A 22622-nucleotide genomic window follows, 5' to 3' on the forward strand; every position below is an offset into this window, starting at 1 on the left:
GCGGTGGTCCCACCTGACCCCATGCCGAACTCAGAAGTGAAACGCCGTAGCGCCGATGGTAGTGTGGGGTCTCCCCATGTGAGAGTAGGGAACTGCCAGACATCAAACAAGTAGAAAGGCCATCCGAAAGGATGGCCTTTTTGCGTTATGCCCTCAGCTAAACCAATTTCCTTATCAGATATTCCAACGAGTGCCGTTAATACCTTACTTGACGTATTAAAGCGTCTTAACCCAGCTATAAATGAATTCACGGAATGCATAATGCTTACTCGCAGCAGCGTTAAATCAATTCAGTGATTCAGACGGAGGTTGTATAGGTAAGGAAATAGGGCTATAAAAAAAACAGGATACTGAATCTAAAAATTATCTGATGATATCTGAGAGGGGAAATATACATCCCTTTGATTAGATAAAATAAAAGCGCGGCGATGGCCGCGCTTTTAAAAGTATTATTTAGTCAGGGCGACAATACCGAGAGTCAGGCCAGCTATTGCTGCGGCGCCACCGGCAATCGCACCTGCTGTTTCCCAGTTATCCTGGGTAGTCCCCTTCATACAGGTATTGGTGTGAACCAGTCGCCCCTGATCGTCGTATACCGGTACACAGGGAGAGTCGTGCGCGCAACCAGCAAGCAGCGCAGCGAGGAGTGCAACGGAAAGGAATCTTTTCATGATGTTACCTCAATATGATCGCTTATTCGCTTAAGAGCCGATGCGGCAATTTACGAATTGATGATTATTTTACCACCGCACTAATACCATACAGCACGGGGAATAATCTCAAATTGTGTGGATTGTAAAAATCATGGAGAAAAAAGAGGGGCGTTGATTATTTATGGAGGAAATGTGAAGAGATGTCTTTTTATTAGAATGCTGACAGGAAATAAAAAAGGCACCAGAGGTGCCTTTATGATTTTCATTAATCCTTATGCTTTGTAAACCGTCTCCGGACAACAACGAAGAAAACAGGAACAAAGAAAATGGCCAGCAGAGTGGCTGACAGCATCCCGCCCATCACGCCCGTCCCGACAGCGTTTTGTGCCCCACTACCTGCGCCACTACTGATGACCAGAGGCATAACACCAAGGATAAATGCCAGAGAGGTCATCAGGATAGGGCGCAGACGCATACGTGAGGCTTCCAGCGTGGCTTCAATAATCCCTTTGCCTTCTTTATCCATAAGATCCTTGGCGAACTCAACGATCAGTATGGCGTTTTTGGCTGATAAACCAATTGTCGTAAGCAGACCAACCTGGAAGTAAACGTCATTGTTCAGCCCACGTATTGATGCAGCCAGAAGCGCGCCGATCACCCCCAGGGGCACAACCAGCATGACCGAGAATGGAATTGACCAGCTTTCATAGAGAGCCGCCAGACACAGGAACACCACAATCAGTGAAATGGCATACAGTGCTGGAGCCTGATTTCCGGAAAGACGTTCCTGATAAGACATCCCCGTCCAGTCGTAGCCAATTCCGGAAGGCAGTTTCGACGCAAGGCTTTCCATCATCTCCATTGCCTCACCGGTACTTTTGCCTGGCGCAGACTCACCGAGGATCTCCATTGATGGCATCCCATTGTAACGTTCCAGACGAGGTGAGCCGTACACCCAGTGAGAGCTGCTAAAGGCAGAGAAAGGCACCATTTCGCCGTTAGCACTACGCACATACAGGTCGTTAATATCTCCTGGTAACATACGGAAGCGAGCATCAGCCTGGACATAAACTTTTTTCACGCGTCCATGATCGATAAAGTCGTTCACATAAGTGCCACCCAATGCTGTTGAGATGGTCTGATTGACATCAGATATGCTCACACCCAGCGCCTGGGCCTTCTCCTGGTCGACATCCAGTTTGTACTGTGGCGTATCTTCCAGTCCGTTAGGACGCACGCGGACCAGTAAGTCAGGATGTTCCCTTACCATGCCAAGCAGTTGGTTACGTGCCTGCGTGAGCTGCGTATGTCCTAGGTTTGCCTGGTCAATCAGTTCAAAGTCAAAGCCTGTTGCGGTACCCAGTTCAATAATGGCAGGGAGGTTAAACGGAAATACAAGACCATCTTTGATCTGGCTAAACGCTTTCGTTGCGCGGCTGACAATCGCCTCAACGCCGTTTTCCTTGCCCGGGCGTTCTTCCCATGGCTTCAGGCTGACGAAAGCGATACCGGAGTTCTGCCCCTGCCCGCTAAAGCTAAATCCGTTTACGGTAAAGACCGATTCAACGTTCGCTTTCTCTTTCGTCAGATAATAGTCCTGAACCTGATCGAGTACCTGCTGGGTACGCATCTGCGTCGCCCCTGCCGGCAGCTGAACCATCGTCATAAACACCCCCTGATCCTCTTCCGGCAGGAAGGAGGAAGGCAGGCGCAGGAACAGTACTGCCATGCCGCCGACGATGATGACGTAAACCAGCAGATAGCGTCCGGTCTTACGTAAAATGCCGCTCACGCTGTTGCTGTAGTGCTCCACGCTCTTATCAAAAAGCGCGTTAAACCAGCCGAAGAATCCACCTTTCTTTTCATGATGGTCGCTGGAAACCGGTTTGAGCAGCGTTGCACATAAAGCAGGCGTTAATATCAACGCCACCAGCACCGATAAGGCCATCGCGGAGACAATGGTCAGCGAGAACTGGCGATAGATAGCCCCGGTTGAACCTCCAAAAAATGCCATCGGAATAAACACCGCTGAAAGCACCATGGCAATGCCCACCAGAGCGCCCTGGATTTGCTCCATCGACTTCTGGGTCGCCTCTTTTGGCGGCAGCTTGTCCTCAACCATGACGCGTTCTACGTTCTCAACCACCACGATGGCATCATCGACGAGCAAACCTATCGCCAATACCATCCCGAACATCGTCAGGGTGTTAATGGAGAAACCAAACGCAGCCAGTACCGCAAAGGTACCCAGTAGCACCACGGGCACGGCAATAGTCGGAATAAGGGTTGCCCGCAGGTTTTGCAGGAACAAGTACATCACCAGGAACACGAGAACGATCGCTTCAAACAGCGTCTTCACCACTTCATGGATTGAGATCTTCACGAAAGGTGTGGTGTCGTACGGATAAACGACTTTCAGGCCCTGAGGAAAGAAGGGCTGCAACTGCGCCAGTTTACTCTTAATGGCGGCAGCGGTATCCAGCGCGTTTGCGCCAGTCGCCAGCTTGATCCCGAGCCCCGTTGCTGCCTGGCCATTGATTTTGGTGACCATGTTGTAGTTTTCGCCACCCAGCTCAATGCGGGCCACATCTTTCAGGTGGACCATTGAACCGTCCTGGTTCACCTTCAGCGTCACACGGCCAAACTCCTCCGGCGATTTGAGGCGCGTTTGAGCAATAATTGAGGCGTTCAGTTGCTGCCCTGGTACGGACGGCGTACCTCCCAACTGGCCCGCAGCAATCTGGTCGTTCTGCGTTTTCAGTTGGTTAATGACATCCAACGGCGTGAGCTGATATTTATTCATCGCGTTGCTGTCCAGCCAGATGCGCATTGCATACTGCGCACCGAACAGCTGCACATCACCGACGCCGGAAGTACGGCTGATCGCATCTTTTACGTTAGAAGCGACATAGTCGGAGATATCATCCTGAGTGAGGTTTTTATTATCCGACACAAATCCCGCGACCAGCAGGAAGCTGCTGCTGGATTTTTCCACGCCGATCCCCTGTTGCTGTACTTCTTGCGGTAGCAGCGGCATAGCGAGCTGGAGTTTGTTCTGAACCTGCACCTGCGCGATATCAGGATCCGTACCCGACTCGAACGTCAGGGTGATGGTGACGTTACCGGCAGAATCACTGGTGGACGACATGTACATCAGATTGTCGATTCCGTTCATGTTCTGTTCGATAACCTGCGTCACGGTATCCTGGACCGTCTGGGCATCAGCGCCAGGGTAGGTCGCTGTCACCGCAACTGCTGGCGGCGCAATGGTTGGATATTGCGCCACCGGCAGTTTTAAAATGGCCAGCCCGCCCGCAATCATCAGAATGATGGAGAGCACCCAGGCGAAAACAGGCCGTTGAATAAAGAAATTAGCCATCTCGTTATCCCTTAACTGGCTGGAGTCGCGGCGGTATCAGGAATAGCCACGACGGTGACGCCAGGGCGAACTTTTTGCAGGCCGCTGATAATGACGCGGTCGCCATTTTTCAGACCTTCCGTGATCAACCACCGATTGCCAATCGCCTGCGGTGCAACGACAGTGCGAGATTCCACCTGGTTTTTATCGTTTACCACAAGCACGGTTGCATCACCGCGAGGTGTACGGGTTACCCCCTGCTGGGGAACAAGGATGGCATCAGGCTGTGTGCCTTCGTCAATGCGTGCACGGACAAACATACCCGGTAACAGCATATGCTGAGGGTTAGGGAAGAGAGCGCGAAGGGTGATTGAGCCGGTACTTTCATCTACCGTGACATCAGAGAACTGGAGCGTTCCTTTCAGCGGATAAGGCTGGCCATTTTCCATCAGCAACTCAACGCTGCTGGTGTCTCCCTTTTGCAGGCTCGTCTGCTGCTTCAGACGCATAAAATCGCTGCTGGATTGCGTTACATCGACATAAATGGGATCGAGCTGCTGAACTGTCGCCAGTGCGGTTGACTGACCATTAGTGACTAACGCCCCTTCAGTGACGCTGGATTTGCCAATGCGCCCGTTGATTGGCGATGTGACTTTCGTATAAGCAAGATTGATCCGCGCGTTTTCAACGCCAGCTTTCGCGGCAACGACGCTTGCATCCGCCTGCTGGGCGGTTGCCACCGCCTGATCATACTCCTGCTTGCTCACATATTGCGTACCGACCAGCGGAAGGTAACGTTTTACCGTCAGATGGGCTATGTTTGCCGCAGCCTGCGCTTTTACCAGTTCACCTTTCGCATTATCGTAGGCTGCCTGATAGGTGGCCGGATCGATCTGATAAAGTGATTCACCCGCTTTGACGTCGCTGCCTTCGGTAAAATTACGGTGCAGAATGATACCACTTACCTGGGGACGAACCTCCGCTACACGATAAGCGTCAGTTCTGCCTGGCAATTCCGTCGTTACGGCCAGTGGCGCGCTTTTGACAATATGAACACTGACCTGAGGAGCTTGCCCATGCTGCTGTGGGTTTTCTTGCCCATCGCACCCGGCGAGCAGTGCAGCACAGACAATGAAACCGGATAAGGGTAAGCGTCTGAAGTGATTCGTCATTACTGTTCCTTAAACTACCCTTGAACCGATATATGCCATAAGTCGGTGAAAGGGTGTGAGGCAAAAAAAGAAATGTAGCTGCGTATAATAATGAGGGTATTCAAGGTTTTTTAATTTATAAGTGCTGATGGAGGCAATAAAAAGCAAAATCAGATTCTGAACCAGTGTATTCGAAATCCGGCTTCTGTCAGGATAATCAACGGAATACTTATGAGTAAATACAAACTATTTATTTAATGAATTTGATTCGCTCAATTTATTCGTATGAATTATAAATTAAATGAATTGACTTTTTTTGTGCAAAACTAAAACGGGTTATGGTGAATACTTTGACTTACACGACCCTTTAATAACGTTTGATGTCGTATCAACCGTATAAGTAATGAGTAGCAGGCTATGGCGCGTAAAAAGAAAGAAGAGGCTCAAAAGACCCGGCAGCAGCTGATTGAAGCCGCTATCGGGCTATTCGCGACACGTGGCGTGGCTAATACCACGCTTACCGACATCGCCGATGCTGCTCAACTTACTCGCGGGGCGGTTTACTGGCATTTTTCGAGTAAAGCGGAAATATTTAACGCCATCTGGGAACAGCAATTGCCGCTGCGTGAAATGATTCGTGACAGGTTAATACTTTCTGAAAAAGATGACCCTTTGTTAATGCTTCGTGAACAGTTTATTGTCGCGCTGCAATATATTGCGAGCGAGCCACGTCAGTATGCTCTTTTACAAATTCTGTATCATAAGTGTGAATTTCATGACGATGTGATTTCAGAATGTGAAATACGCAAGCGGATCGGTTTAAACGATACTTATCTTCGCAGGACGTTGAGACAATGCATTGCGCGTAGCATTATTTCTTCCCAAACTAATATTGAACTGGCGCTGATTGTTTTCCACGCATTTTTTAGCGGAGTCATTAAAAACTGGTTAATGGATAGCAACAGTTTTAATCTGTACAAACAGGCGCCGGCGCTGGTGGATAATATTCTTGCGACACTAAATATCACTCGAGTGGCGCCAGTGTTCTACGATACAGCCTCATGATTGCATACGGGATGGTGACATCTCCCCGTGCTGGCACTGTTCCATAATAGCCTGCGCGGTAATCGGTTTGCCCAGCAGATAACCCTGTAGCGTATTGCATCCCAGTTCTGTCAGAAAGGTCTGCTGCGCTGCGGTTTCGACCCCTTCTGCCACGACCTTCAGATTCAGCGTTTTTGCCAGGGCAATAATCGCCGAGACGATCGTCGCATCTTCACTCTCTCCACTTAACTCTTTTACAAAAGCACGATCGATTTTCAACTCGCAGGCAGGGAGTCGCTTAAGATAAAGAAGGCTTGAATAACCTGTACCAAAATCGTCTATCGAGGCTTTTACGCCCGCATCCGTCAGCGCTGTCAGGACACGAACGCTTTCGTCCGGATTGCTCATCGCCGTGGTTTCGGTCACCTCCAGGATCAACATGCCGGGCGGTACGCTATGGCGCGTCAGACAATCGAGAACCGTTTTAACCAGCGACGGCTGTTCGAACTGCAACGTAGAAAGATTCACCGCCATTGACCAGTCCGTGTGGCCCTGAAGGTGCCATTCTCGCAGCTGGCGGCAGGCCTCGTCGATTACCCAGTTTCCAATTGGAATAATCAGCCCGGTTTTCTCTGCAAGCGGTAGAAACAGGTCGGGGGGCAGTAATCCCTGTTTGGGATGCTGCCAGCGTAACAGCGCTTCGAATCCGATGACCGGCCCGGCAGGGGCATGGAATTTAGGTTGATAAAGCAGGCGTAACTCATCACGGTCGATGGCCTGCCACAGATCATTCATCAGCTGTAGATGCGTCTGCGCCAGCGTATTCATTGACGGCTGAAAGAAGTGATAACCGTTGCGACCCATATGTTTCGTGTGGTACATCGCAGCATCAGCGTTAAACATCAGTTCACGATCGGTTTTGCCATCGTGTGGATAGAGCGCAATGCCAATGCTCAGGGTGACCATCAGTTCGTAAGGATCGAGATGGAACGGGCTATCAATGACGCGTACCAGTGAATTTGCCAGTGAGGCAGCATCATCCGGGGTAGTGGTTTCGGCCAGCAGGACGAATTCATCCCCACCGATACGCGCCAGCGTGTACTGACCTTTCAACTGCAACAGCAAACGCTGAGTCACCGCAACCAGAAGATTGTCACCGACATCATGACCATAGGCATCGTTGACGGTTTTAAAGCCATCAAGATCCATAAACATCAGCGCGAAAGGGCTTCCTTCGCGATCGGCCTTGCTGATGGCCTGATCGAGGCGATCCTCAAGCAGAATACGATTGGGTAAGCGCGTCAGCGTATCATGCAACGCCAGCTGTGCGAGTTCACGGTTAGCTTCTGCCAGGGATGAGGCCAGCAGCGAGGTACGAGCCTGAAGGCGGGCATCGAACATCGATACCAGCAGCGTAATCCCCAGAATAGCGAGCGCGACCACGCTAACCAGTATCGCCAGCCAGCTCCCGTTAAGACCATGATGGTGGACCATCGTCGATATCGGAAATTGTGCTGCTTCCATGCCGGCGTAATGCATGCCAGCGATAGCGATGCCCATGGTGACCGCCGCCCCCAGCCGCATCAACGCCATTCGTGCAGCTTCCTGACGTAAACGGAACGTCAGCCAAAGAGCGGCCAGTGAAGCGGCAAGGGCTATGACCACAGAGATAGCCATCCACGTTTTATCCCAGACAATACCCGGTGTGACCTCCAGGGCAGCCATACCGGTGTAGTGCATGACAACTATGCCTGTACCCATCACGACGGCGCCAGGCAGCAGTCGGCGCAAATGTAGCTGCTCGCCGCTAACGAGCCACAGGGCGAACATTGACGAGCTGATGGCGATAATCATCGAAAGCACGGTCAGGGTCGCGTTGTAACTCATGCTCATGGAAAGATCCATCGCCAGCATACCGATGAAATGCATCGCCCACACGCCAATCCCCATCGAAACACCGCCACCTGCCAGCCAGACGCGTGCAGCGACGCCCTGGCTTCCGGCAACGCGCGCAGCCATATTCAGCGCGGTATAGGCGGCAAGAATGGCGACAATAAAGGAGATGACGACGAGGATTTGGTTGTATTGGCTAACCAGCATGGTCTGTTCACTCGTTGTGAGACGTTAAGCAAGAGCGGTTGGAAAGGGCACAGACATTATCATCGTCAGGAAATGACGAAAAGTGATTTAAGCCCCTGTTTTTATTGGGTGATAACAGAGGGGTACAGGATGAAAGAGGCTAGTCCAGCTCTGAGCAGTTGACCAGTTTTAGCGGGTTCACGGAATTCATATTGCGACATTTATCGGTTTCGGTGCTCATCAGTTCAATCCACTGCATCAGCAGCGCATCGAAAATGAAAACAGAGACAGCAAAAACGACCAGCCACCAGTATTTACGAATCATGTGTCATTCCGTGAAAAGAGAGCCTGTAAGGTGGTGGAAATATACACGAAAAGCGGGCGTTGAAAAGTGGGGAAGGAGAAGGTTTACAAAGCGTTGACGGTCACCCATCCGGGCAATAAAAAAGGCGCTTCCCCATGCCGAAGAGCGCCTTTTTAAACAAGCATTTAACTGATTAGTATCAGTTCATGCCGTATTTTTTCAATTTCTTACGCAGGGTACCACGGTTGATGCCCATCATCAGGGCAGCGCGGGTTTGATTACCACGGGTGTATTGCATCACCATGTCCAACAGTGGCTGTTCAACTTCAGCCAGTACCAGCTCATACAGGTCATTAACATCCTGACCGTTCAGTTGAGCAAAATAGTTCTTCAGTGCCTGTTTAACCGAGTCACGCAGGGGCTTTTGAGTCACCTGATCCTGAGAGTTAACGGTAGAAACGGTCAGTACGTCAGAATTTACGCGTTGTTCGAACATAGTTCTGTCAGCTCTTTATTTCATTACGCAAGATTTTCGAAGTATGCCTCCAACGCCTCCAGCTGTTCGCTGGCATCCTCAATGGCGTTGAATGTGCGCCGAAACTGGTCATTTGGAGCGTGCTCCTGGAGATACCAGGATACGTGTTTACGCGCAATTCGGTACCCTTTTGCCTGGCCGTAGTGGTCATGCAGTTCCCGAACATGCGAACAAAGCAAGCGCTTAACCTCTGCCAGAGGCAGCGGGGCAAGCAGCTCCCCAGTGTCCAGATAATGCTGGATTTCCCGAAAGATCCAGGGTCTTCCCTGAGCGGCACGTCCTATCATCAGAGCATCAGCTCCCGTATAGTCGAGCACAGCTCTGGCTTTAAGCGGGTCAGTTATGTCGCCATTCGCGATAATCGGAATGGAAACTTTCTGCTTAACTGCCCGAATGCTGTCGTATTCAGCTTCACCGTTGAACAAACAGGCGCGAGTGCGTCCATGAATGGTCAGGGCCTGAATGCCACAGTCTTCGGCCAGTTGGGCAATCTCTACACAGTTACGGTGTTCCGGCGACCAACCCGTGCGAATCTTCAACGTAACAGGAACGTCCACTGCGCTGACAACCGCCGTCAGGATTGACTTCACCTGGTCGGGGTATTGCAGAAGGGCTGAACCTGCAAGCTTGCGATTCACCTTTTTGGCCGGGCAACCCATATTGATATCAATAATCTGGGCGCCACTTTCCACGTTAATACGCGCGGCATCTGCCATCTCTTCAGGCACGCTTCCGGCAATTTGCACGGTGCGGATACCTGGCTCATCCACGTGCACCATCCGAAGGCGGGACTTGTCGCTTTCCCAAACCTGCGGGTTAGACGACATCATCTCGGAAACGGTTAATCCTGCTCCCATCTCGTAGCACAGCGTCCTGAACGGCCGGTCGGTAATACCTGCCATTGGGGCTGCGATCAGGCGATTTCTAAGCTGGTGGTGTCCGATGCGCATGAGTTAAGAAATGACCATACTGTGACTGCAAGGCGGCGTATATTACGCATTTTTTGCACGAGATGAAAGGCCAAACTTTGAACAATCCTCTGTTGTAGATCAAGGAATCGCCAGTCATTCTTTTCGGATAAGATTATTCGCTATTTAAATCATTGTGTTATGAAGAAATGAACATTTTGTGGGCGCTTACAATTTCCCGTAACTTCTCATCATTTCTGAATAAATGAATCAATTGGCCGGGATAATCTGCTGCGATATGCAGCAGATTATGGCGCTTCTTTGCGATCTGCGTCGCATTTCAGCACAGGATATCAGCGCAAAAAATCGGCTTATTCAACAACCAGACGGCCATGAAGCGGCTGAACCGGGCGGCTGTTTTCGTGGTGCATAGTGTGAGTGAATTTTTGCAGCTGTTCAGCAGAGACGGTCAGCGGATGCTTGAGCACCAACCATGTCACCCCTTCTGAGCACGGTGGCGTGGTCAGGGAGCCGCTAAAACGCCAGTAGGTTTTATCCGCAGGCAGTAATTTATTCATATCGAGGGTTGGCTTAATTGTAACGTTCTGGTCAACCTGTCCTGGCATCACGCCCCAGAGTTTATCCAGCTCAGTGTTTGCCGCGCCCTGATCGAACATAACGGCAACGACCGTCAGTTCGCCGTCAGCGTTTTTATGGACCAGATGCATTTCCATTGCGTATTTTTTACCGTGCACCGTGTTTTCGGATGGTGCATGGAAATGGAACTGCTGTAACGTCCAGCGCTGTTTATCAAGCGTGATGCTGTCGCGTGTATCGGCATTTTCACTCGCCTGGATAGTATGGCCGTTGTTTGTCAGTGTGACCGGGCCGTCGATATAGTGCGTTTCCAGCGGAGAGATGTGAGCTTTGACCGTATTATCAATGTTAACCGGCGACTGATACATCCCGCTTTTACACGTCTTGTACGCCTCGTCCAGTTCGCCCCAGTGTTCCGGTGCGCCTTCTCCTTGATAGCTCCAGTGTGAGGCGTAAGTTGAAGCCGAAATCACGCTCAGCGCCAGCAGCGCTGCCTTGCCTGAAATGTGTTTCATCGTATTCTTCCTGTGAATTTTATTATCCAAATCAATGATTAACATTATGATTTGTGCGGTTATTTTATCGAAGAAAGGATGAAGGGGGGGAGAAAAAACCGAAGGGAAAAGGCGTGGTCAGACGACCACGCCAAAGGCTTATTTTTTACGACCGGTGATGCGACACCACTCTTCTTTCTCGACAACCGGGTCGAGCGCAAAGAGATCGGCGTAGGCTTCACAGACGCTGGCTGCCTGGCTGGCAAGGATACCGGACAGGCCCAGCAGACCGCCTTCAACCGGCAGCACGCTGATTAACGGCGCCAGCTCGCGTAACGGGCCAGCCAGGATATTCGCGACCACCACATCGGCTTTCATGGCCTCTGGCTGTGCATCGGGCAGATACAGTTCAAGGCGATCGGAAACGCCATTACGCTCGGCGTTATCACGGCTGGCCTGAATCGCCTGCGGATCGATGTCGATCCCGATGGCTTTTGCCGCGCCCAGTTTCAGCGCCGCGATAGCGAGGATCCCGGATCCGCAACCGAAGTCGATCACGGTTTTGCCTTCCAGATCCAGGCCATCCAGCCATTGCAGGCACAGGGAGGTTGTCGGGTGGGTACCGGTGCCGAACGCCAGACCCGGATCCAGCATTACGTTGACCGCATTTTCATCGGGAACGTCGCGCCAGCTTGGGCAGATCCACAGACGATGACCAAACTGCATCGGATGGAAGTTGTCCATCCACTCGCGTTCCCAGTCTTTGTCTTCCAGCTGTTCGATTTTATGCGCGAAACCCGCGCCCAGCAGCGGATGGTTTTCCAGAATCGCCACGACCTCTTTCATGTCGGTTTCTGCATCGAACAGGCCGATAACGTCCGTATCACCCCACAGGCGCGTTTCGCCTGGTAGCGGCTCAAAGACCGGCGTGTCATGCGTGTCCTGGAACGTGATAGAGACCGAACCGGCCTCCATCAGCGCATCACTCAGTTCTTCGGCGTTCGCGCCGGTTGTGTTCAGTTTCAATTGGATCCACGGCATGGCAAAACTCTTTATTTATCAGTAGAAATCAGGGTGGCGGGTGGAACGGGACGGCCAAAACGGTTACCCACCACAAACGCCAGTAAACTTAACAGTAACGAAGGCACGATCGGGTGAAAGCCAAGATACTGAATTTTCAACGTGGCGAGAACGGCATACAGGACGCCCCCGACAATCATGCCGCTTAATGCACCCGCGGCATTCGCGCGTTCCCAGTACAGCCCCAGCACCAGCGGCCACAGGAAAACGGCTTCCAGCCCGCCAAAGGCGAGCAGGTTCAACCAGATGATCATCTCCGGTGGACGCCACGCGGCCAGCAGCAGCAACGCCCCCAGCACCAGGGTAATCACCGCCGACATGCGCTTGAGGCGTCGCTCATTTTCGACCTGTTCAGGGCGCAAATTCAGATAGAGATCTTTAATGATCGTAGCGGAACTTTGCAGCAACTGAGCGTTGATGGTCGACATAATGGCCGCCATGGGTGCGGCGAGGAAAATTCCGGCGGCAAACGGCGGAAGTACTTTCACCATCAGGGTTGGAATGACCAGATCCGGTACGGTAAGGTCAGGGATCACCGCGCGTCCCAGCGCGCCCGCCAGGTGCATACCAAACATCAGGATTGCCACCACAATTGTCCCGATAATAATCCCGCGGTGTACCGCTTTGCTGTCTTTATATGAAATGCAGCGCACGGCGGTATGCGGCAGGCCAATCACGCCAAAGCACACCAGCACCCAGAACGAGGTCATAAAGGTTGGAGAGAGGATGTCATCCGCCCCCTGCGGCGAGACCAGTTTCGGATCGATCGCTTCCAGGGTTTCAACCGCATGGCTCAGGCCCCCTGCGGCATGCACGATACCCACCAGCAGAACGAGAGTGCCAATGAGCATCACCATTCCCTGCATCGTATCGTTCAGAACGCTGGCACGGAACCCGCCAAACGCGGTGTACAGCGCGATACTCACACCGAAAATGACCAGACCCGTCTCGTAGGGGATCCCGGCTGCCGTTTCCAGCAGACGTGCGCCGCCGATAAACTGCACCGTCATCGCACCAATAAACGCCACCAGCAGACTCAGGCTTGCCAGCCATACCAGCAAGCGACTCTGATAGCGGGCAAACAGCATATCGTTCAGCGTCACGGCATTGTAGCGACGGGCCAGAATGGCAAACTTTTTACCCAGTATGCCCAGAGAGAGCCAGATGGCAGGCAGCTGGATCATGGCCAGCAGTACCCAGCCCAGTCCGTACTTATAAGCGGCGCCCGGGCCACCGATAAACGAGCTGGCGCTGATGTAAGTAGCGGTCAGCGTCATGGCCAGCACGACGCCACCCATTGAGCGGCTCCCGAGAAAATACTCGTTCAGAAAGGTGCCGGTCGAACGTTTACGCATCGCATAAACCGACAGGCCAAACACCAGGAACAGGTAAGCGACAAGCGGCAGAATGACTTCAAGCTGCATCATCGTCCTCCAGGGAGATATCGCGATAGATGAATTTCACCATCGCCCAGCACAGCACAATAAACACCAGCGGCAGCAGCAGGCAGGCCATTTCAAACCAGTGCGGGAGGCCGGTAATGCCAATCGCTGAATCAGGTAAGTAAGCAGTTACTAACCATGCAGCGAGATAGAGAAGGGTCAGCCACAGCGCCCAGCGCGCTTCTTTATGGGCCTGAACAAAACGTTTGTCCATTTTTTGTCCCTTGTGGATGAAGAAAGCGGGGATTGTACATGATGGGGCTTTGCGATCCCCAGAAATAAAAAAGGCCGGATAATCCGGCCTTTTAGCAACACTGGTCTCTTACTTCTCGTTCAGACCGAGTTTTTTCTCCAGGTAGTGGATGTTAGTACCACCATTCTGGAAGTGCTCGTCGCTCATGATGCGCATCTGGAGATCTACGTTGGTTTTGATCCCGTCGATGATCAGCTCCTGAAGGGCGTTCTTCATGCGGGCAATGGCCACGTCACGGTTTTCGCCGTAGCAGATCAGCTTACCGATCATTGAGTCATAGTACGGCGGTACGGTGTAACCGGCGTAAATATGGGACTCCCAGCGCACACCAAAGCCACCCGGCGCGTGGAAACGCGTGATTTTACCCGGGCTTGGCAGGAAGGTGTTCGGGTCTTCGGCGTTGATACGGCACTCTACCGCATGGCCTTTCACCACAACTTCTTCCTGTTTGATGGACAGCGGCTGACCGGCTGCGATACGCAGCTGTTCTTTGATCAGGTCAACGCCGGTGATCATTTCGGTAACCGGGTGTTCAACCTGAATACGGGTGTTCATCTCAATGAAGTAGAACTCGCCGTTTTCGAACAGGAACTCAAAGGTACCCGCCCCGCGATAGCCGATATCGACACACGCTTTGGCGCAACGCTCACCGATGTAGCGACGCAGTTCCGGCGTAATGCCCGGCGCTGGCGCTTCTTCGACGACTTTCTGGTGACGACGCTGCATGGAGCAGTCACGTTCAGCCAGATAGATCGCGTTGCCCTGACCGTCAGCCAGCACCTGAATTTCGATGTGGCGTGGGTTTTCCAGGTATTTTTCCATGTACACCATGTCATTGCTGAAAGCCGCTTTCGCTTCCGCTTTGGTCATGGAGATGGACTGCGCCAGTTCAGCATCGCTGCGTACAACGCGCATACCGCGACCGCCGCCGCCGCCAGACGCCTTGATGATAACCGGGTAGCCAATGCGTTTAGCATGGGCGCGGTTAGCATCCATATCGTCGGTCAGCGGGCCGTCAGAGCCCGGTACGGTTGGCACGCCGGCTTTTTTCATCGCGGTGATGGCAGACACTTTGTCACCCATCAGGCGAATGGTGTCGGCTTTCGGGCCAATGAAGATAAAGCCAGAGCGTTCAACCTGCTCAGCAAAGTTGGCGTTCTCAGAGAGGAAACCATAACCCGGGTGAATCGCGACCGCGCCAGTGATTTCGGCGGCGCTGATGATCGCCGGGATGTTCAGATAGCTTTTTACGGACGGAGCCGGACCGATACAGACCGTCTCATCCGCCAGCAATACGTGTTTTAAATCGCGATCCGCGCTTGAGTGCACGGCCACGGTCTTGATGCCCAGTTCTTTACAGGCACGAAGAATACGCAGTGCAATCTCGCCACGGTTGGCGATAACAATTTTATCCAGCATGTTCGCCTCGTTACTCGATGACGACCAGCGGCTCGTCAAATTCTACCGGCTGACCACTTTCGACCAGAATCGCTTTCACAGTACCTGATTTGTCTGCTTCGATCTGGTTCATCATTTTCATGGCTTCAACGATGCACAGGGTATCGCCTACGTTGACTTTCTGACCCACTTCGATGAACGCTTTCGCGTCCGGGCTCGGGGTGCGGTAGAAAGTACCAACCATTGGGGAACGTACGATGTGACCACTGATTTCTGCAGCTGCTGCAGGTGCGGCTTCTGCTGCTGGTGCAACGGCTGCGGAGAGCGCAGGCTGCTGCACTGGCGCAGCATAAGCTTGCTGCATTACCGGGAAGCTAGCGGCTGGGGCTGCACGGCTGATGCGTACAGACTCTTCGCCTTCAGAAATTTCCAGTTCGGAGATGCCTGATTCTTCAACCAGCTCGATCAGTTTTTTAATCTTACGAATATCCATGAGTGGGTTCCGTACTCTTGTTTAGTGTGATTGTGACAAGCGTTTTACCGCTGTCTGTAAAGCGTATGAATAGCCGTCTGCACCCAGCCCACATATCACGCCAGCGGCGATATCTGACAAGTAGGAATGGTGGCGGAACGGCTCTCGGGCGTGCACGTTACTCAGATGGATCTCGATAAACGGGATACTCACCGCGAGCAGTGCGTCGCGTATAGCAACACTGGTGTGCGTAAACGCGGCCGGATTGATCAGGATATAGTCCACAGTGTCTTTAGCCTGATGAATACGGTCGATGATTGCGTACTCCGCGTTTGACTGAAAATGGTCCAAATCCACATTCAGCGAGGCTGCTTCCGTACCCAGACGGTTAACAATTTCGCTCAATGTCAGCGTGCCGTACTTCTCTGGCTCACGGGTGCCGAGCATGTTCAGGTTCGGTCCGTTCAATACTAAAATTTGGAATTTGTCAGCCATTGTGCCGCTATCTCCTGCGATTTTCGGGTAAAAAACAACATATACCCTCAACACGCAATTGTCACCCTTTCAGAGGCCAAAAACCCCTGTCCGGAAAACCGAAGTCGCACATTATAACGATTTCGTAGCATTTGGCAGCTAAATACTGGTCTTATCAGGGAAGATTATCAACCGCTATCCGAAAAAGATTCGCGGCTGATAAATAATCTGCGGGAAAACGCACAGTTTCGTGGACTATCGTACCCACTGGCGGAACTTCTTATAACGCCATGCTAAAAGGGCCAATGCCAGCAGGGTGTAGATGACCGGCTGAGGAGATAATATCTTCACCGACCACAGGTAATGGATGGGCGCGAGGATCGCGACAAGATAGACGAAGTTGTGCAGCAGTTGCCAGCGCCGTCCCATTTTTCGCTGCGCGTACTGCGTGGATGTCAGCGTCAGCGCCAGTAAAACCAGCCAGCTTACGATACCCAGCGTCAGATAAGGACGCGTAACCAGTTCGCTGCCAAGGAGTGCCAGGTTGTTAATGCCCAGTTCCAGCAGGGCGTAACTGGTGAGATGCAGCGTCGCCCAGGCAAAACACCATAGCCCCAAAAGCCGACGGGTACGTATTAGCAATGGCTGTTTAGCGTAGCGCGCAAGCGGTGAGACGAGCAAGGTCGCCAGCAAAAATTTCAGAGCCATCCGACCCGTAAAATGCTGAATATCTTTAGCCGGATCGGCACTGAACTGTCCCTGGCTGGCTGCCCAAAAGAGCCAGATAAAGGGGAGCAATCCGGCTAAATGCAGGAGTACCTTCAGCCAGGTTATCTGCTTTGCCGTTAAACGCACTTAGAAGTTCTCCCGTAAATTCAGCCCTCGATAGAGGGATGCCACCTCATCTGCATAGCCGTTAAACAGCAGCGTTGGCTGGCGTTTAACATCCAGCGCGCCGCCGGAACCGATAAAACGTTCCGTCGCTTGCGACCAGCGTGGATGATCAACGTGCGGGTTAACGTTGGCAAAAAAACCATACTCATCTGGCGCTGCGAGGTTCCAGGTGGTGGGTGGGCGTTCACGGGTGAGCTTAATGCTGACGATCGATTTGATGCCCTTGAAACCGTATTTCCACGGTACGGTCAGGCGAATGGGCGCCCCGTTTTGCGGCGGCAGCGCTTTGCCGTAAACCCCGACGGTGAGCAGCGTAAGCGGATGCATGGCTTCGTCGAGACGTAAACCTTCAACGTAGGGATACTCCAGCCCGCCGCCGATAAACCGATCCTTCTGGCCTGGCATCTCGTCCGGGGCATAGCGCGTCTGGAAGGAAACATACTTCGCGTTGCTGGTGGGCTCAACCAGCGCCAGCAGTTTATGCAAAGGGAAACCTACCCACGGCACCACCATCGACCAGGCTTCCACACAGCGCATACGGTAAATGCGTTCTTCAAGTGGGAAGCGGGTGGTGAGGTCATGATGATCCAGCGTCAGCGGCTTTGCCACTTCGCCATCAATCTTCAGCGTCCAGGGATCGGTTTTCATGCTCCCGGCGTTGGCGGCAGGATCGGCCTTATCGAGGCCAAACTCATAGAAGTTGTTATAGCCGGTGACTTTATCTTCCGGCGTCAACGTCAGTTTATTCTGCCACTGCGCCGGTTTCGTGAAGTTAAGCGGTGCGCCAGAGGGGGCTTTCGGGCGGTCGTTGCCCTTAAACCAGTCGAGCAGATCGGCGTGGGCCGCAGGGGTGAGCGTCAGGGCAGTGGCGCTGATGCCAAGCATTTTCAGGATCTGGCGACGCTGTAGCATAAAGACAGACTCGGACGTTACGTCGGCTTCCGTCAGTTTTCGGGTTTTCATGGCATCCTCCGTCAGGCGTTTTTCTAAGCATGACGGAGGAGGAGGGTTAGCGCGAATATGTCACGAAAATTTGAAGATTAGGCGATTTTAACCAGCGCACGACCGTGGAACTGGTTGTCCATGATTTTATTGGCGTACTCTGGCGCCTGGCTCAGGGTAATCTCAGTGGCGCTCTGCTCATAGAATGAGGCTGGCAGATCCCGCGCCAGACGTTCCCAGGCCTCAGCCCGCCGCTCGGCTGGGGTCATGACCGAATCGACACCCTGAAGACGCACGTTACGCAGAATAAATGGCATCACCGTCGTCGGCAGGGCAAAACCACCCGCCAGACCACAGGCCGCCACGCAGCCACCGTAATTCATTTGCGCCAGCACCTTCGCCAGCACTTTGTCGCCGACGGTATCTACAGCGCCAGCCCAGACCTGTTTTTCCAGCGGACGGGTCTCGGCGAATTCGTCGCGGCTCAGAATACGGCTTGCGCCCAACTGACGTAGATAATCATGCGTACTTTCGCGGCCAGAGACGGCGGCGACCTGGTACCCCAGCTTGTGCAGCAGCGTGACGGCCGTGCTGCCCACGCCACCGCTGGCGCCGGTCACGACAATTTCGCCAGAGTCAGGACGGATCCCGGCCTCTTCCAGCGCCATCACGCAGAGCATGGCGGTGAAACCTGCCGTGCCGACGATCATCGCCTTACGGCCGTCCAGGCCTTTCGGCATCGGGACCAGCCAGTCACCTTTTACGCGCGCCTGCGCTGCCAGTCCTCCCCAGTGGTTTTCACCTACGCCCCAGCCGGTGAGCAGCACCTGCTGTCCGGCGTGAAAACGCGGATCTTCACTGGTATGCACGTGGCCAGCCAAGTCGATGCCTGGCACCATTGGGAAATTTCGGATGATTTTACCTTTTCCCGTAATGGCCAGTGCATCTTTATAGTTCAGGCTTGACCAGTCGATATCTACGGTCACGTCGCCCTCCGGCAGGCGGCTCTCGTCAATGGCTTGCACCGAGGCAACGGTTTTGCCGTCCTGCTGTTCTAAGATCAAAGCCTGCATACAGGGTCCTCACTAGGATTGATGATGGGAAAATATGTACTGAAGACTATACTCGCTCAATGAAACGCAGTGCCGATTTAACGCAATAAATTGCCAGATACACCAGGTTTGGTAGTATGCCGCATTTGAAATGCAAGTTAGCGCTCACTTGCGACCCCTTAAACCCACGGAGTAATCTCAAGGATGCGATTAACGACGAAGTTCTCAGCTTTTATCACCTTGCTGACGGGACTGACCATATTTGTCACGCTAATCGGCTGCTCGCTGAGCTTTTATAATGCCATCCAGGATAAGCTGGTTAACCGGGTAGAATCGGTTGCATCGGTTATCGACACTCGCCTGATTACAACCTCCTTCCCGGCACTTTCGCGTGAACTGGATGAGTTAATGGTGCCTGTGGATATCGTGCAGATCGACATTAAACAGGGGAAGCAGACCGTTTTCAGCCATACCCGTCAGGGCAGCTACCGTCCTGCCGGCACGGTAGATCAGTATCGGGACATAACGGTACGCTCACTTAAACATCCGGGCATGACAATCCATCTGATGTACCAGGATCCGATGAGCAACTATTTACGCTCGCTCATGACCACCGCGCCCTTAACCATCGCCGTTGCCTTGATCGTCCTGCTGATTTTCCTCGCCGTTCGCTGGCAGCGTCGTCAACTTTCCGGCCAGGAACTGCTGGAAACACGCTCGGTGCGAATACTGAATGGCGAGCGGGGTCCGCAGGTACGGGGATCGGTTTATGAATGGCCATCACGTACCAGTAGCGCCCTGGACGTGCTGCTCTCCGAAATCCAGTTTGCCAGCGATCAGCGTAGCCGTATGGACACGTTGATTCGCTCCTACGCCGCGCAGGATAACAAAACGGGCCTTAACAACCGTCTCTTCTTTGATAATCAGCTGGCTACGCTTCTTGATGACCCCGAAAAGGTGGGGACGCATGGCGTGGTAATGATGATTCGCCTGCCCGACTTCGATCTGCTCCGTGATACCTGGGGCCAGCGCGTGGCGGAAGAGAACCTCTTCACGCTGATTAACCTGCTGTCCACCTTTATTATGCGCTACCCCGGCGCGTTACTGGCACGCTACCACCGCAGCGACTTTGCCGTCTTGCTGCCGCATCGCACCTTAAAGGAGTCCGAGAGTATCGCCAGCCAGCTGTTGAAAGCCGTCGATGCGCTACCCCAGAGCAAAATGCTCGACCGCGACGACATGGTGCATATGGGCATCTGTGCCTGGCGCGGCGGTCAGTCGACGGAGCAGGTGATGGAACATGCAGAAGCGGCCACGCGCAACGCCGTATTGCAGGGGGCGAACGGCTGGGCGGTCTATGATGATACGCTACCGGAAAAAGGGCGCGGCAACGTACGCTGGCGAACCCTGATTGAACAGATGCTGAGCCGGGGTGGACCGCGCATCTATCAAAAACCGGCGGTCATAAAAAATGGTCATGTCCATCATCGTGAGCTGATGTGCCGTATTTTTGATGGGACCGAGGAGGTTATCTCCGCAGAGTATTTGCCGATGGTGCTGCAATTCGGATTGTCCGAAGAGTATGACCGCCAGCAAATCACCCGCCTCATTCCGTTTTTATCGTACTGGCCTGAAGAAAATCTGGCTTTACAGGTGACCGTCGAATCGCTGATCCGTCCGCGTTTTCAGCGTTGGTTACGTGACACGTTAATGCAATGCGAAAAATCGCAACGCAAACGCATTATTTTTGAACTTGCAGAGGCAGATGTAGGTCAACACATCAGCCGGTTGCGCTCGGTTGTGCGTTTAATCAATGCGCTTGGGGCTCGCGTGGCGGTAACACAGGCGGGTCTTACCCTGGTCAGCACCAGCTGGATCAAAGAGCTGGATGTCGAATTATTGAAGCTGCATCCGGGTCTGGTAAGGAATATCGAAAAGCGCACGGAAAACCAGCTGCTGGTACAAAGCCTGGTGGAGGCGTGCAAAGGAACGCAAACGCAAGTATTTGCCGCAGGCGTACGTTCACGCAGTGAATGGCAGATGTTGACAGAGCGCGGCGTGACGGGCGGTCAGGGGGATTTTTTTGCCGCCTCTCAGCCGCTTGACACCAATGTGAAAAAATATTTGCAAAGATACTCTGTTTGACCTGCCGTTTACTTTGTTTTCACGTAGAATATCGCGCCTGTAGCTTTGAGTAAGACGAGCATAAAAGCCAGTGAACGACCTTTTATAGGTTACAAGTGAAAGTGAGGGACGCTGCTGTTTACTCAGCCCTGAGGGATTCAGGGGATGAATTTGTAACAAAGGAAACGTGCTGCACTAATTTTCACCGTAGCAGACGATTTTTGCGCCTTGTCGCTGCTGCGTGTGGTTGGTAAAGTAAGCGGATTTTGTTTTCCGCCCCAGCTTTCAGGATTATCCCTTAGTATGTTGAAAAAATTTCGTGGCATGTTTTCCAATGACCTGTCCATTGACCTGGGTACCGCGAATACCCTTATCTATGTAAAAGGACAAGGCATCGTATTGAATGAGCCTTCCGTTGTGGCCATTCGTCAGGATCGTGCTGGCTCGCCAAAAAGCGTGGCCGCAGTAGGCCATGATGCGAAGCAGATGCTGGGCCGTACGCCGGGCAACATTGCCGCGATCCGCCCAATGAAAGATGGCGTTATTGCTGACTTCTTCGTGACCGAAAAAATGCTTCAGCACTTCATCAAGCAGGTTCACAGCAACAGCTTCATGCGCCCAAGCCCGCGCGTACTGGTGTGTGTGCCGGTTGGCGCAACCCAGGTTGAACGCCGTGCAATCCGTGAATCCGCTCAGGGTGCCGGTGCGCGTGAAGTGTTCCTGATTGAAGAACCGATGGCTGCGGCAATTGGTGCGGGTCTGCCGGTTTCTGAAGCAACCGGTTCTATGGTGGTGGATATCGGTGGCGGTACCACTGAAGTGGCCGTTATCTCCCTGAACGGCGTGGTGTACTCCTCTTCCGTGCGTATCGGCGGCGACCGTTTCGACGAAGCCATCATCAATTACGTTCGCCGTAACTACGGCTCTCTGATCGGTGAAGCGACCGCAGAGCGCATCAAGCATGAAATTGGTTCTGCCTATCCGGGTGATGAAGTTCGCGAGATCGAAGTTCGCGGTCGTAACCTGGCAGAAGGCGTGCCACGCGGATTCACCCTGAACTCCAACGAAATCCTGGAAGCGTTGCAGGAGCCGCTGACCGGCATCGTGAGCGCGGTGATGGTTGCGCTGGAACAGTGCCCGCCAGAGCTGGCCTCCGATATCTCCGAGCGCGGTATGGTTCTGACCGGTGGTGGTGCGCTGCTGCGTAACCTCGACCGCCTGTTAATGGAAGAGACAGGTATTCCTGTCGTAGTTGCAGAAGATCCACTGACTTGCGTCGCCCGTGGTGGTGGCAAGGCGCTGGAAATGATCGACATGCACGGCGGCGACTTGTTTAGCGAAGAGTAGTCGGGTGTGAGAGGGTAGCAA

Annotated in this window: 20 protein-coding genes and 1 rRNA gene; 4 read left to right on the plus strand and 17 right to left on the minus strand. The window is 52.9% G+C overall.

Annotated features, from left to right (window positions below):
* A 5S ribosomal RNA gene (gene rrf, locus ACNQ0T_RS12515) occupies nt 1-101 on the plus strand; the annotation flags it as partial.
* A 348-nt stretch (nt 102-449) separates the two neighbouring features.
* Here rrf and ACNQ0T_RS12520 read toward each other — a convergent pair.
* From ACNQ0T_RS12520 to ACNQ0T_RS12530, 3 genes are all read right to left on the minus strand, one after another.
* The gene (locus ACNQ0T_RS12520; RefSeq protein ID WP_003860364.1) at nt 450-671 is read right to left on the minus strand and encodes a lipoprotein; all 222 of its coding nucleotides are present in this window, start codon (nt 669-671) and stop codon (nt 450-452) included.
* A gap of 247 nt (nt 672-918) precedes the next feature.
* Nucleotides 919-4032, minus strand: a complete 3114-nt coding sequence (locus ACNQ0T_RS12525) for an efflux RND transporter permease subunit (RefSeq protein ID WP_022649576.1) — start codon at nt 4030-4032, stop codon at nt 919-921.
* Nucleotides 4033-4043: 11 nt separating this feature from the next.
* Complete coding sequence (locus ACNQ0T_RS12530; protein ID WP_417930102.1) at nt 4044-5183, minus strand: efflux RND transporter periplasmic adaptor subunit; 1140 nt, start codon at nt 5181-5183, stop codon at nt 4044-4046.
* Nucleotides 5184-5579: 396 nt separating this feature from the next.
* Between ACNQ0T_RS12530 and envR the strand changes: the two genes are divergently transcribed.
* Nucleotides 5580-6227, plus strand: a complete 648-nt coding sequence (gene envR, locus ACNQ0T_RS12535) for an acrEF/envCD operon transcriptional regulator (protein WP_417930104.1) — start codon at nt 5580-5582, stop codon at nt 6225-6227.
* On the opposite strand, the gene ACNQ0T_RS12540 is transcribed toward envR, so the two are convergent.
* The 14 genes from ACNQ0T_RS12540 to ACNQ0T_RS12605 form a co-directional block, all read right to left on the minus strand.
* Nucleotides 6222-8306: a putative bifunctional diguanylate cyclase/phosphodiesterase gene (locus tag ACNQ0T_RS12540; protein ID WP_417930105.1), complete on the minus strand. Its 2085-nt coding sequence runs from the start codon at nt 8304-8306 to the stop codon at nt 6222-6224. The genes envR and ACNQ0T_RS12540 overlap by 6 nt on opposite strands.
* 139 nt (nt 8307-8445) lie before the next feature.
* The gene (locus ACNQ0T_RS12545; RefSeq protein ID WP_003860373.1) at nt 8446-8610 is read right to left on the minus strand and encodes a DUF2556 family protein; all 165 of its coding nucleotides are present in this window, start codon (nt 8608-8610) and stop codon (nt 8446-8448) included.
* Nucleotides 8611-8788: 178 nt separating this feature from the next.
* A complete protein-coding gene (gene fis, locus ACNQ0T_RS12550) occupies nt 8789-9085 on the minus strand; it encodes a DNA-binding transcriptional regulator Fis (RefSeq protein ID WP_000462905.1) in 297 nt (98 codons plus the stop codon).
* Between the two features lie 23 nt (nt 9086-9108).
* Nucleotides 9109-10074 carry a tRNA dihydrouridine synthase DusB gene (gene dusB / locus ACNQ0T_RS12555; RefSeq protein ID WP_006812176.1) on the minus strand — a complete coding sequence of 322 codons (966 nt, stop codon included), beginning with the start codon at nt 10072-10074 and terminating at the stop codon, nt 9109-9111.
* A 329-nt stretch (nt 10075-10403) separates the two neighbouring features.
* Complete coding sequence (locus ACNQ0T_RS12560; protein ID WP_108367887.1) at nt 10404-11144, minus strand: carbonic anhydrase; 741 nt, start codon at nt 11142-11144, stop codon at nt 10404-10406.
* 138 nt (nt 11145-11282) lie between these two features.
* Nucleotides 11283-12164 carry a 50S ribosomal protein L11 methyltransferase gene (gene prmA, locus ACNQ0T_RS12565; protein ID WP_108367886.1) on the minus strand — a complete coding sequence of 294 codons (882 nt, stop codon included), beginning with the start codon at nt 12162-12164 and terminating at the stop codon, nt 11283-11285.
* A gap of 11 nt (nt 12165-12175) precedes the next feature.
* Nucleotides 12176-13627, minus strand: a complete 1452-nt coding sequence (panF, locus tag ACNQ0T_RS12570) for a sodium/pantothenate symporter (protein ID WP_022649570.1) — start codon at nt 13625-13627, stop codon at nt 12176-12178.
* Nucleotides 13617-13859 (minus strand): YhdT family protein, encoded by a 243-nt coding sequence (locus ACNQ0T_RS12575; protein WP_022649569.1) that lies wholly within the window; start codon nt 13857-13859, stop codon nt 13617-13619. The genes panF and ACNQ0T_RS12575 overlap by 11 nt, the downstream gene beginning before the upstream one ends.
* A gap of 108 nt (nt 13860-13967) precedes the next feature.
* Nucleotides 13968-15317: an acetyl-CoA carboxylase biotin carboxylase subunit gene (gene accC, locus ACNQ0T_RS12580; protein WP_003860388.1), complete on the minus strand. Its 1350-nt coding sequence runs from the start codon at nt 15315-15317 to the stop codon at nt 13968-13970.
* Nucleotides 15318-15327: 10 nt separating this feature from the next.
* Nucleotides 15328-15789 carry an acetyl-CoA carboxylase biotin carboxyl carrier protein gene (accB, locus tag ACNQ0T_RS12585; protein WP_010436174.1) on the minus strand — a complete coding sequence of 154 codons (462 nt, stop codon included), beginning with the start codon at nt 15787-15789 and terminating at the stop codon, nt 15328-15330.
* 21 nt (nt 15790-15810) lie between these two features.
* Nucleotides 15811-16263: a type II 3-dehydroquinate dehydratase gene (aroQ, locus tag ACNQ0T_RS12590; RefSeq protein ID WP_022649568.1), complete on the minus strand. Its 453-nt coding sequence runs from the start codon at nt 16261-16263 to the stop codon at nt 15811-15813.
* 234 nt (nt 16264-16497) lie between these two features.
* Complete coding sequence (gene msrQ / locus ACNQ0T_RS12595) at nt 16498-17097, minus strand: protein-methionine-sulfoxide reductase heme-binding subunit MsrQ (protein WP_038416810.1); 600 nt, start codon at nt 17095-17097, stop codon at nt 16498-16500.
* On the minus strand, nt 17098-18099 hold the full coding sequence (gene msrP, locus ACNQ0T_RS12600; protein ID WP_032626457.1) for a protein-methionine-sulfoxide reductase catalytic subunit MsrP: 1002 nt from the start codon (nt 18097-18099) through the stop codon (nt 17098-17100).
* A 77-nt stretch (nt 18100-18176) separates the two neighbouring features.
* Nucleotides 18177-19151, minus strand: a complete 975-nt coding sequence (locus ACNQ0T_RS12605) for an MDR family oxidoreductase (RefSeq protein WP_154051829.1) — start codon at nt 19149-19151, stop codon at nt 18177-18179.
* Nucleotides 19152-19334: 183 nt separating this feature from the next.
* Here ACNQ0T_RS12605 and csrD point away from each other — a divergent pair, with 183 nt between their 5' ends.
* Together csrD and mreB are read left to right on the plus strand one after the other, a co-directional pair.
* Entirely contained in the window at nt 19335-21275 is a 1941-nt protein-coding gene (csrD, locus tag ACNQ0T_RS12610; protein WP_022649564.1) for an RNase E specificity factor CsrD, read from the plus strand.
* A gap of 282 nt (nt 21276-21557) precedes the next feature.
* The gene (mreB, locus tag ACNQ0T_RS12615) at nt 21558-22601 is read left to right on the plus strand and encodes a rod shape-determining protein MreB (protein ID WP_000913396.1); all 1044 of its coding nucleotides are present in this window, start codon (nt 21558-21560) and stop codon (nt 22599-22601) included.
* The last annotated feature ends 21 nt before the right edge of the window (nt 22602-22622 follow it).

Origin of the sequence: Enterobacter cloacae complex sp.6700776, assembly GCF_048284255.1 — a bacterium.
In the GTDB taxonomy this organism is placed as follows: Bacteria; Pseudomonadota; Gammaproteobacteria; order Enterobacterales; family Enterobacteriaceae; genus Enterobacter; species Enterobacter intestinihominis.

Bases quoted from the DNA above. Each gene is read 5' to 3' on its own strand.
- ACNQ0T_RS12520 (WP_003860364.1), bottom strand. From the start codon at position 671: ATGAAAAGATTCCTTTCCGTTGCACTCCTCGCTGCGCTGCTTGCTGGT.
- ACNQ0T_RS12525 (WP_022649576.1), bottom strand. From the start codon at position 4,032: ATGGCTAATTTCTTTATTCAACGGCCTGTTTTCGCCTGGGTGCTCTCC.
- ACNQ0T_RS12530 (WP_417930102.1), bottom strand. From the start codon at position 5,183: ATGACGAATCACTTCAGACGCTTACCCTTATCCGGTTTCATTGTCTGT.
- envR (WP_417930104.1), top strand. From the start codon at position 5,580: ATGGCGCGTAAAAAGAAAGAAGAGGCTCAAAAGACCCGGCAGCAGCTG.
- ACNQ0T_RS12540 (WP_417930105.1), bottom strand. From the start codon at position 8,306: ATGCTGGTTAGCCAATACAACCAAATCCTCGTCGTCATCTCCTTTATT.
- ACNQ0T_RS12545 (WP_003860373.1), bottom strand. From the start codon at position 8,610: ATGATTCGTAAATACTGGTGGCTGGTCGTTTTTGCTGTCTCTGTTTTC.
- fis (WP_000462905.1), bottom strand. From the start codon at position 9,085: ATGTTCGAACAACGCGTAAATTCTGACGTACTGACCGTTTCTACCGTT.
- dusB (WP_006812176.1), bottom strand. From the start codon at position 10,074: ATGCGCATCGGACACCACCAGCTTAGAAATCGCCTGATCGCAGCCCCA.
- ACNQ0T_RS12560 (WP_108367887.1), bottom strand. From the start codon at position 11,144: ATGAAACACATTTCAGGCAAGGCAGCGCTGCTGGCGCTGAGCGTGATT.
- prmA (WP_108367886.1), bottom strand. From the start codon at position 12,164: ATGCCGTGGATCCAATTGAAACTGAACACAACCGGCGCGAACGCCGAA.
- panF (WP_022649570.1), bottom strand. From the start codon at position 13,627: ATGCAGCTTGAAGTCATTCTGCCGCTTGTCGCTTACCTGTTCCTGGTG.
- ACNQ0T_RS12575 (WP_022649569.1), bottom strand. From the start codon at position 13,859: ATGGACAAACGTTTTGTTCAGGCCCATAAAGAAGCGCGCTGGGCGCTG.
- accC (WP_003860388.1), bottom strand. From the start codon at position 15,317: ATGCTGGATAAAATTGTTATCGCCAACCGTGGCGAGATTGCACTGCGT.
- accB (WP_010436174.1), bottom strand. From the start codon at position 15,789: ATGGATATTCGTAAGATTAAAAAACTGATCGAGCTGGTTGAAGAATCA.
- aroQ (WP_022649568.1), bottom strand. From the start codon at position 16,263: ATGGCTGACAAATTCCAAATTTTAGTATTGAACGGACCGAACCTGAAC.
- msrP (WP_032626457.1), bottom strand. From the start codon at position 18,099: ATGAAAACCCGAAAACTGACGGAAGCCGACGTAACGTCCGAGTCTGTC.
- ACNQ0T_RS12605 (WP_154051829.1), bottom strand. From the start codon at position 19,151: ATGCAGGCTTTGATCTTAGAACAGCAGGACGGCAAAACCGTTGCCTCG.
- csrD (WP_022649564.1), top strand. From the start codon at position 19,335: ATGCGATTAACGACGAAGTTCTCAGCTTTTATCACCTTGCTGACGGGA.
- mreB (WP_000913396.1), top strand. From the start codon at position 21,558: ATGTTGAAAAAATTTCGTGGCATGTTTTCCAATGACCTGTCCATTGAC.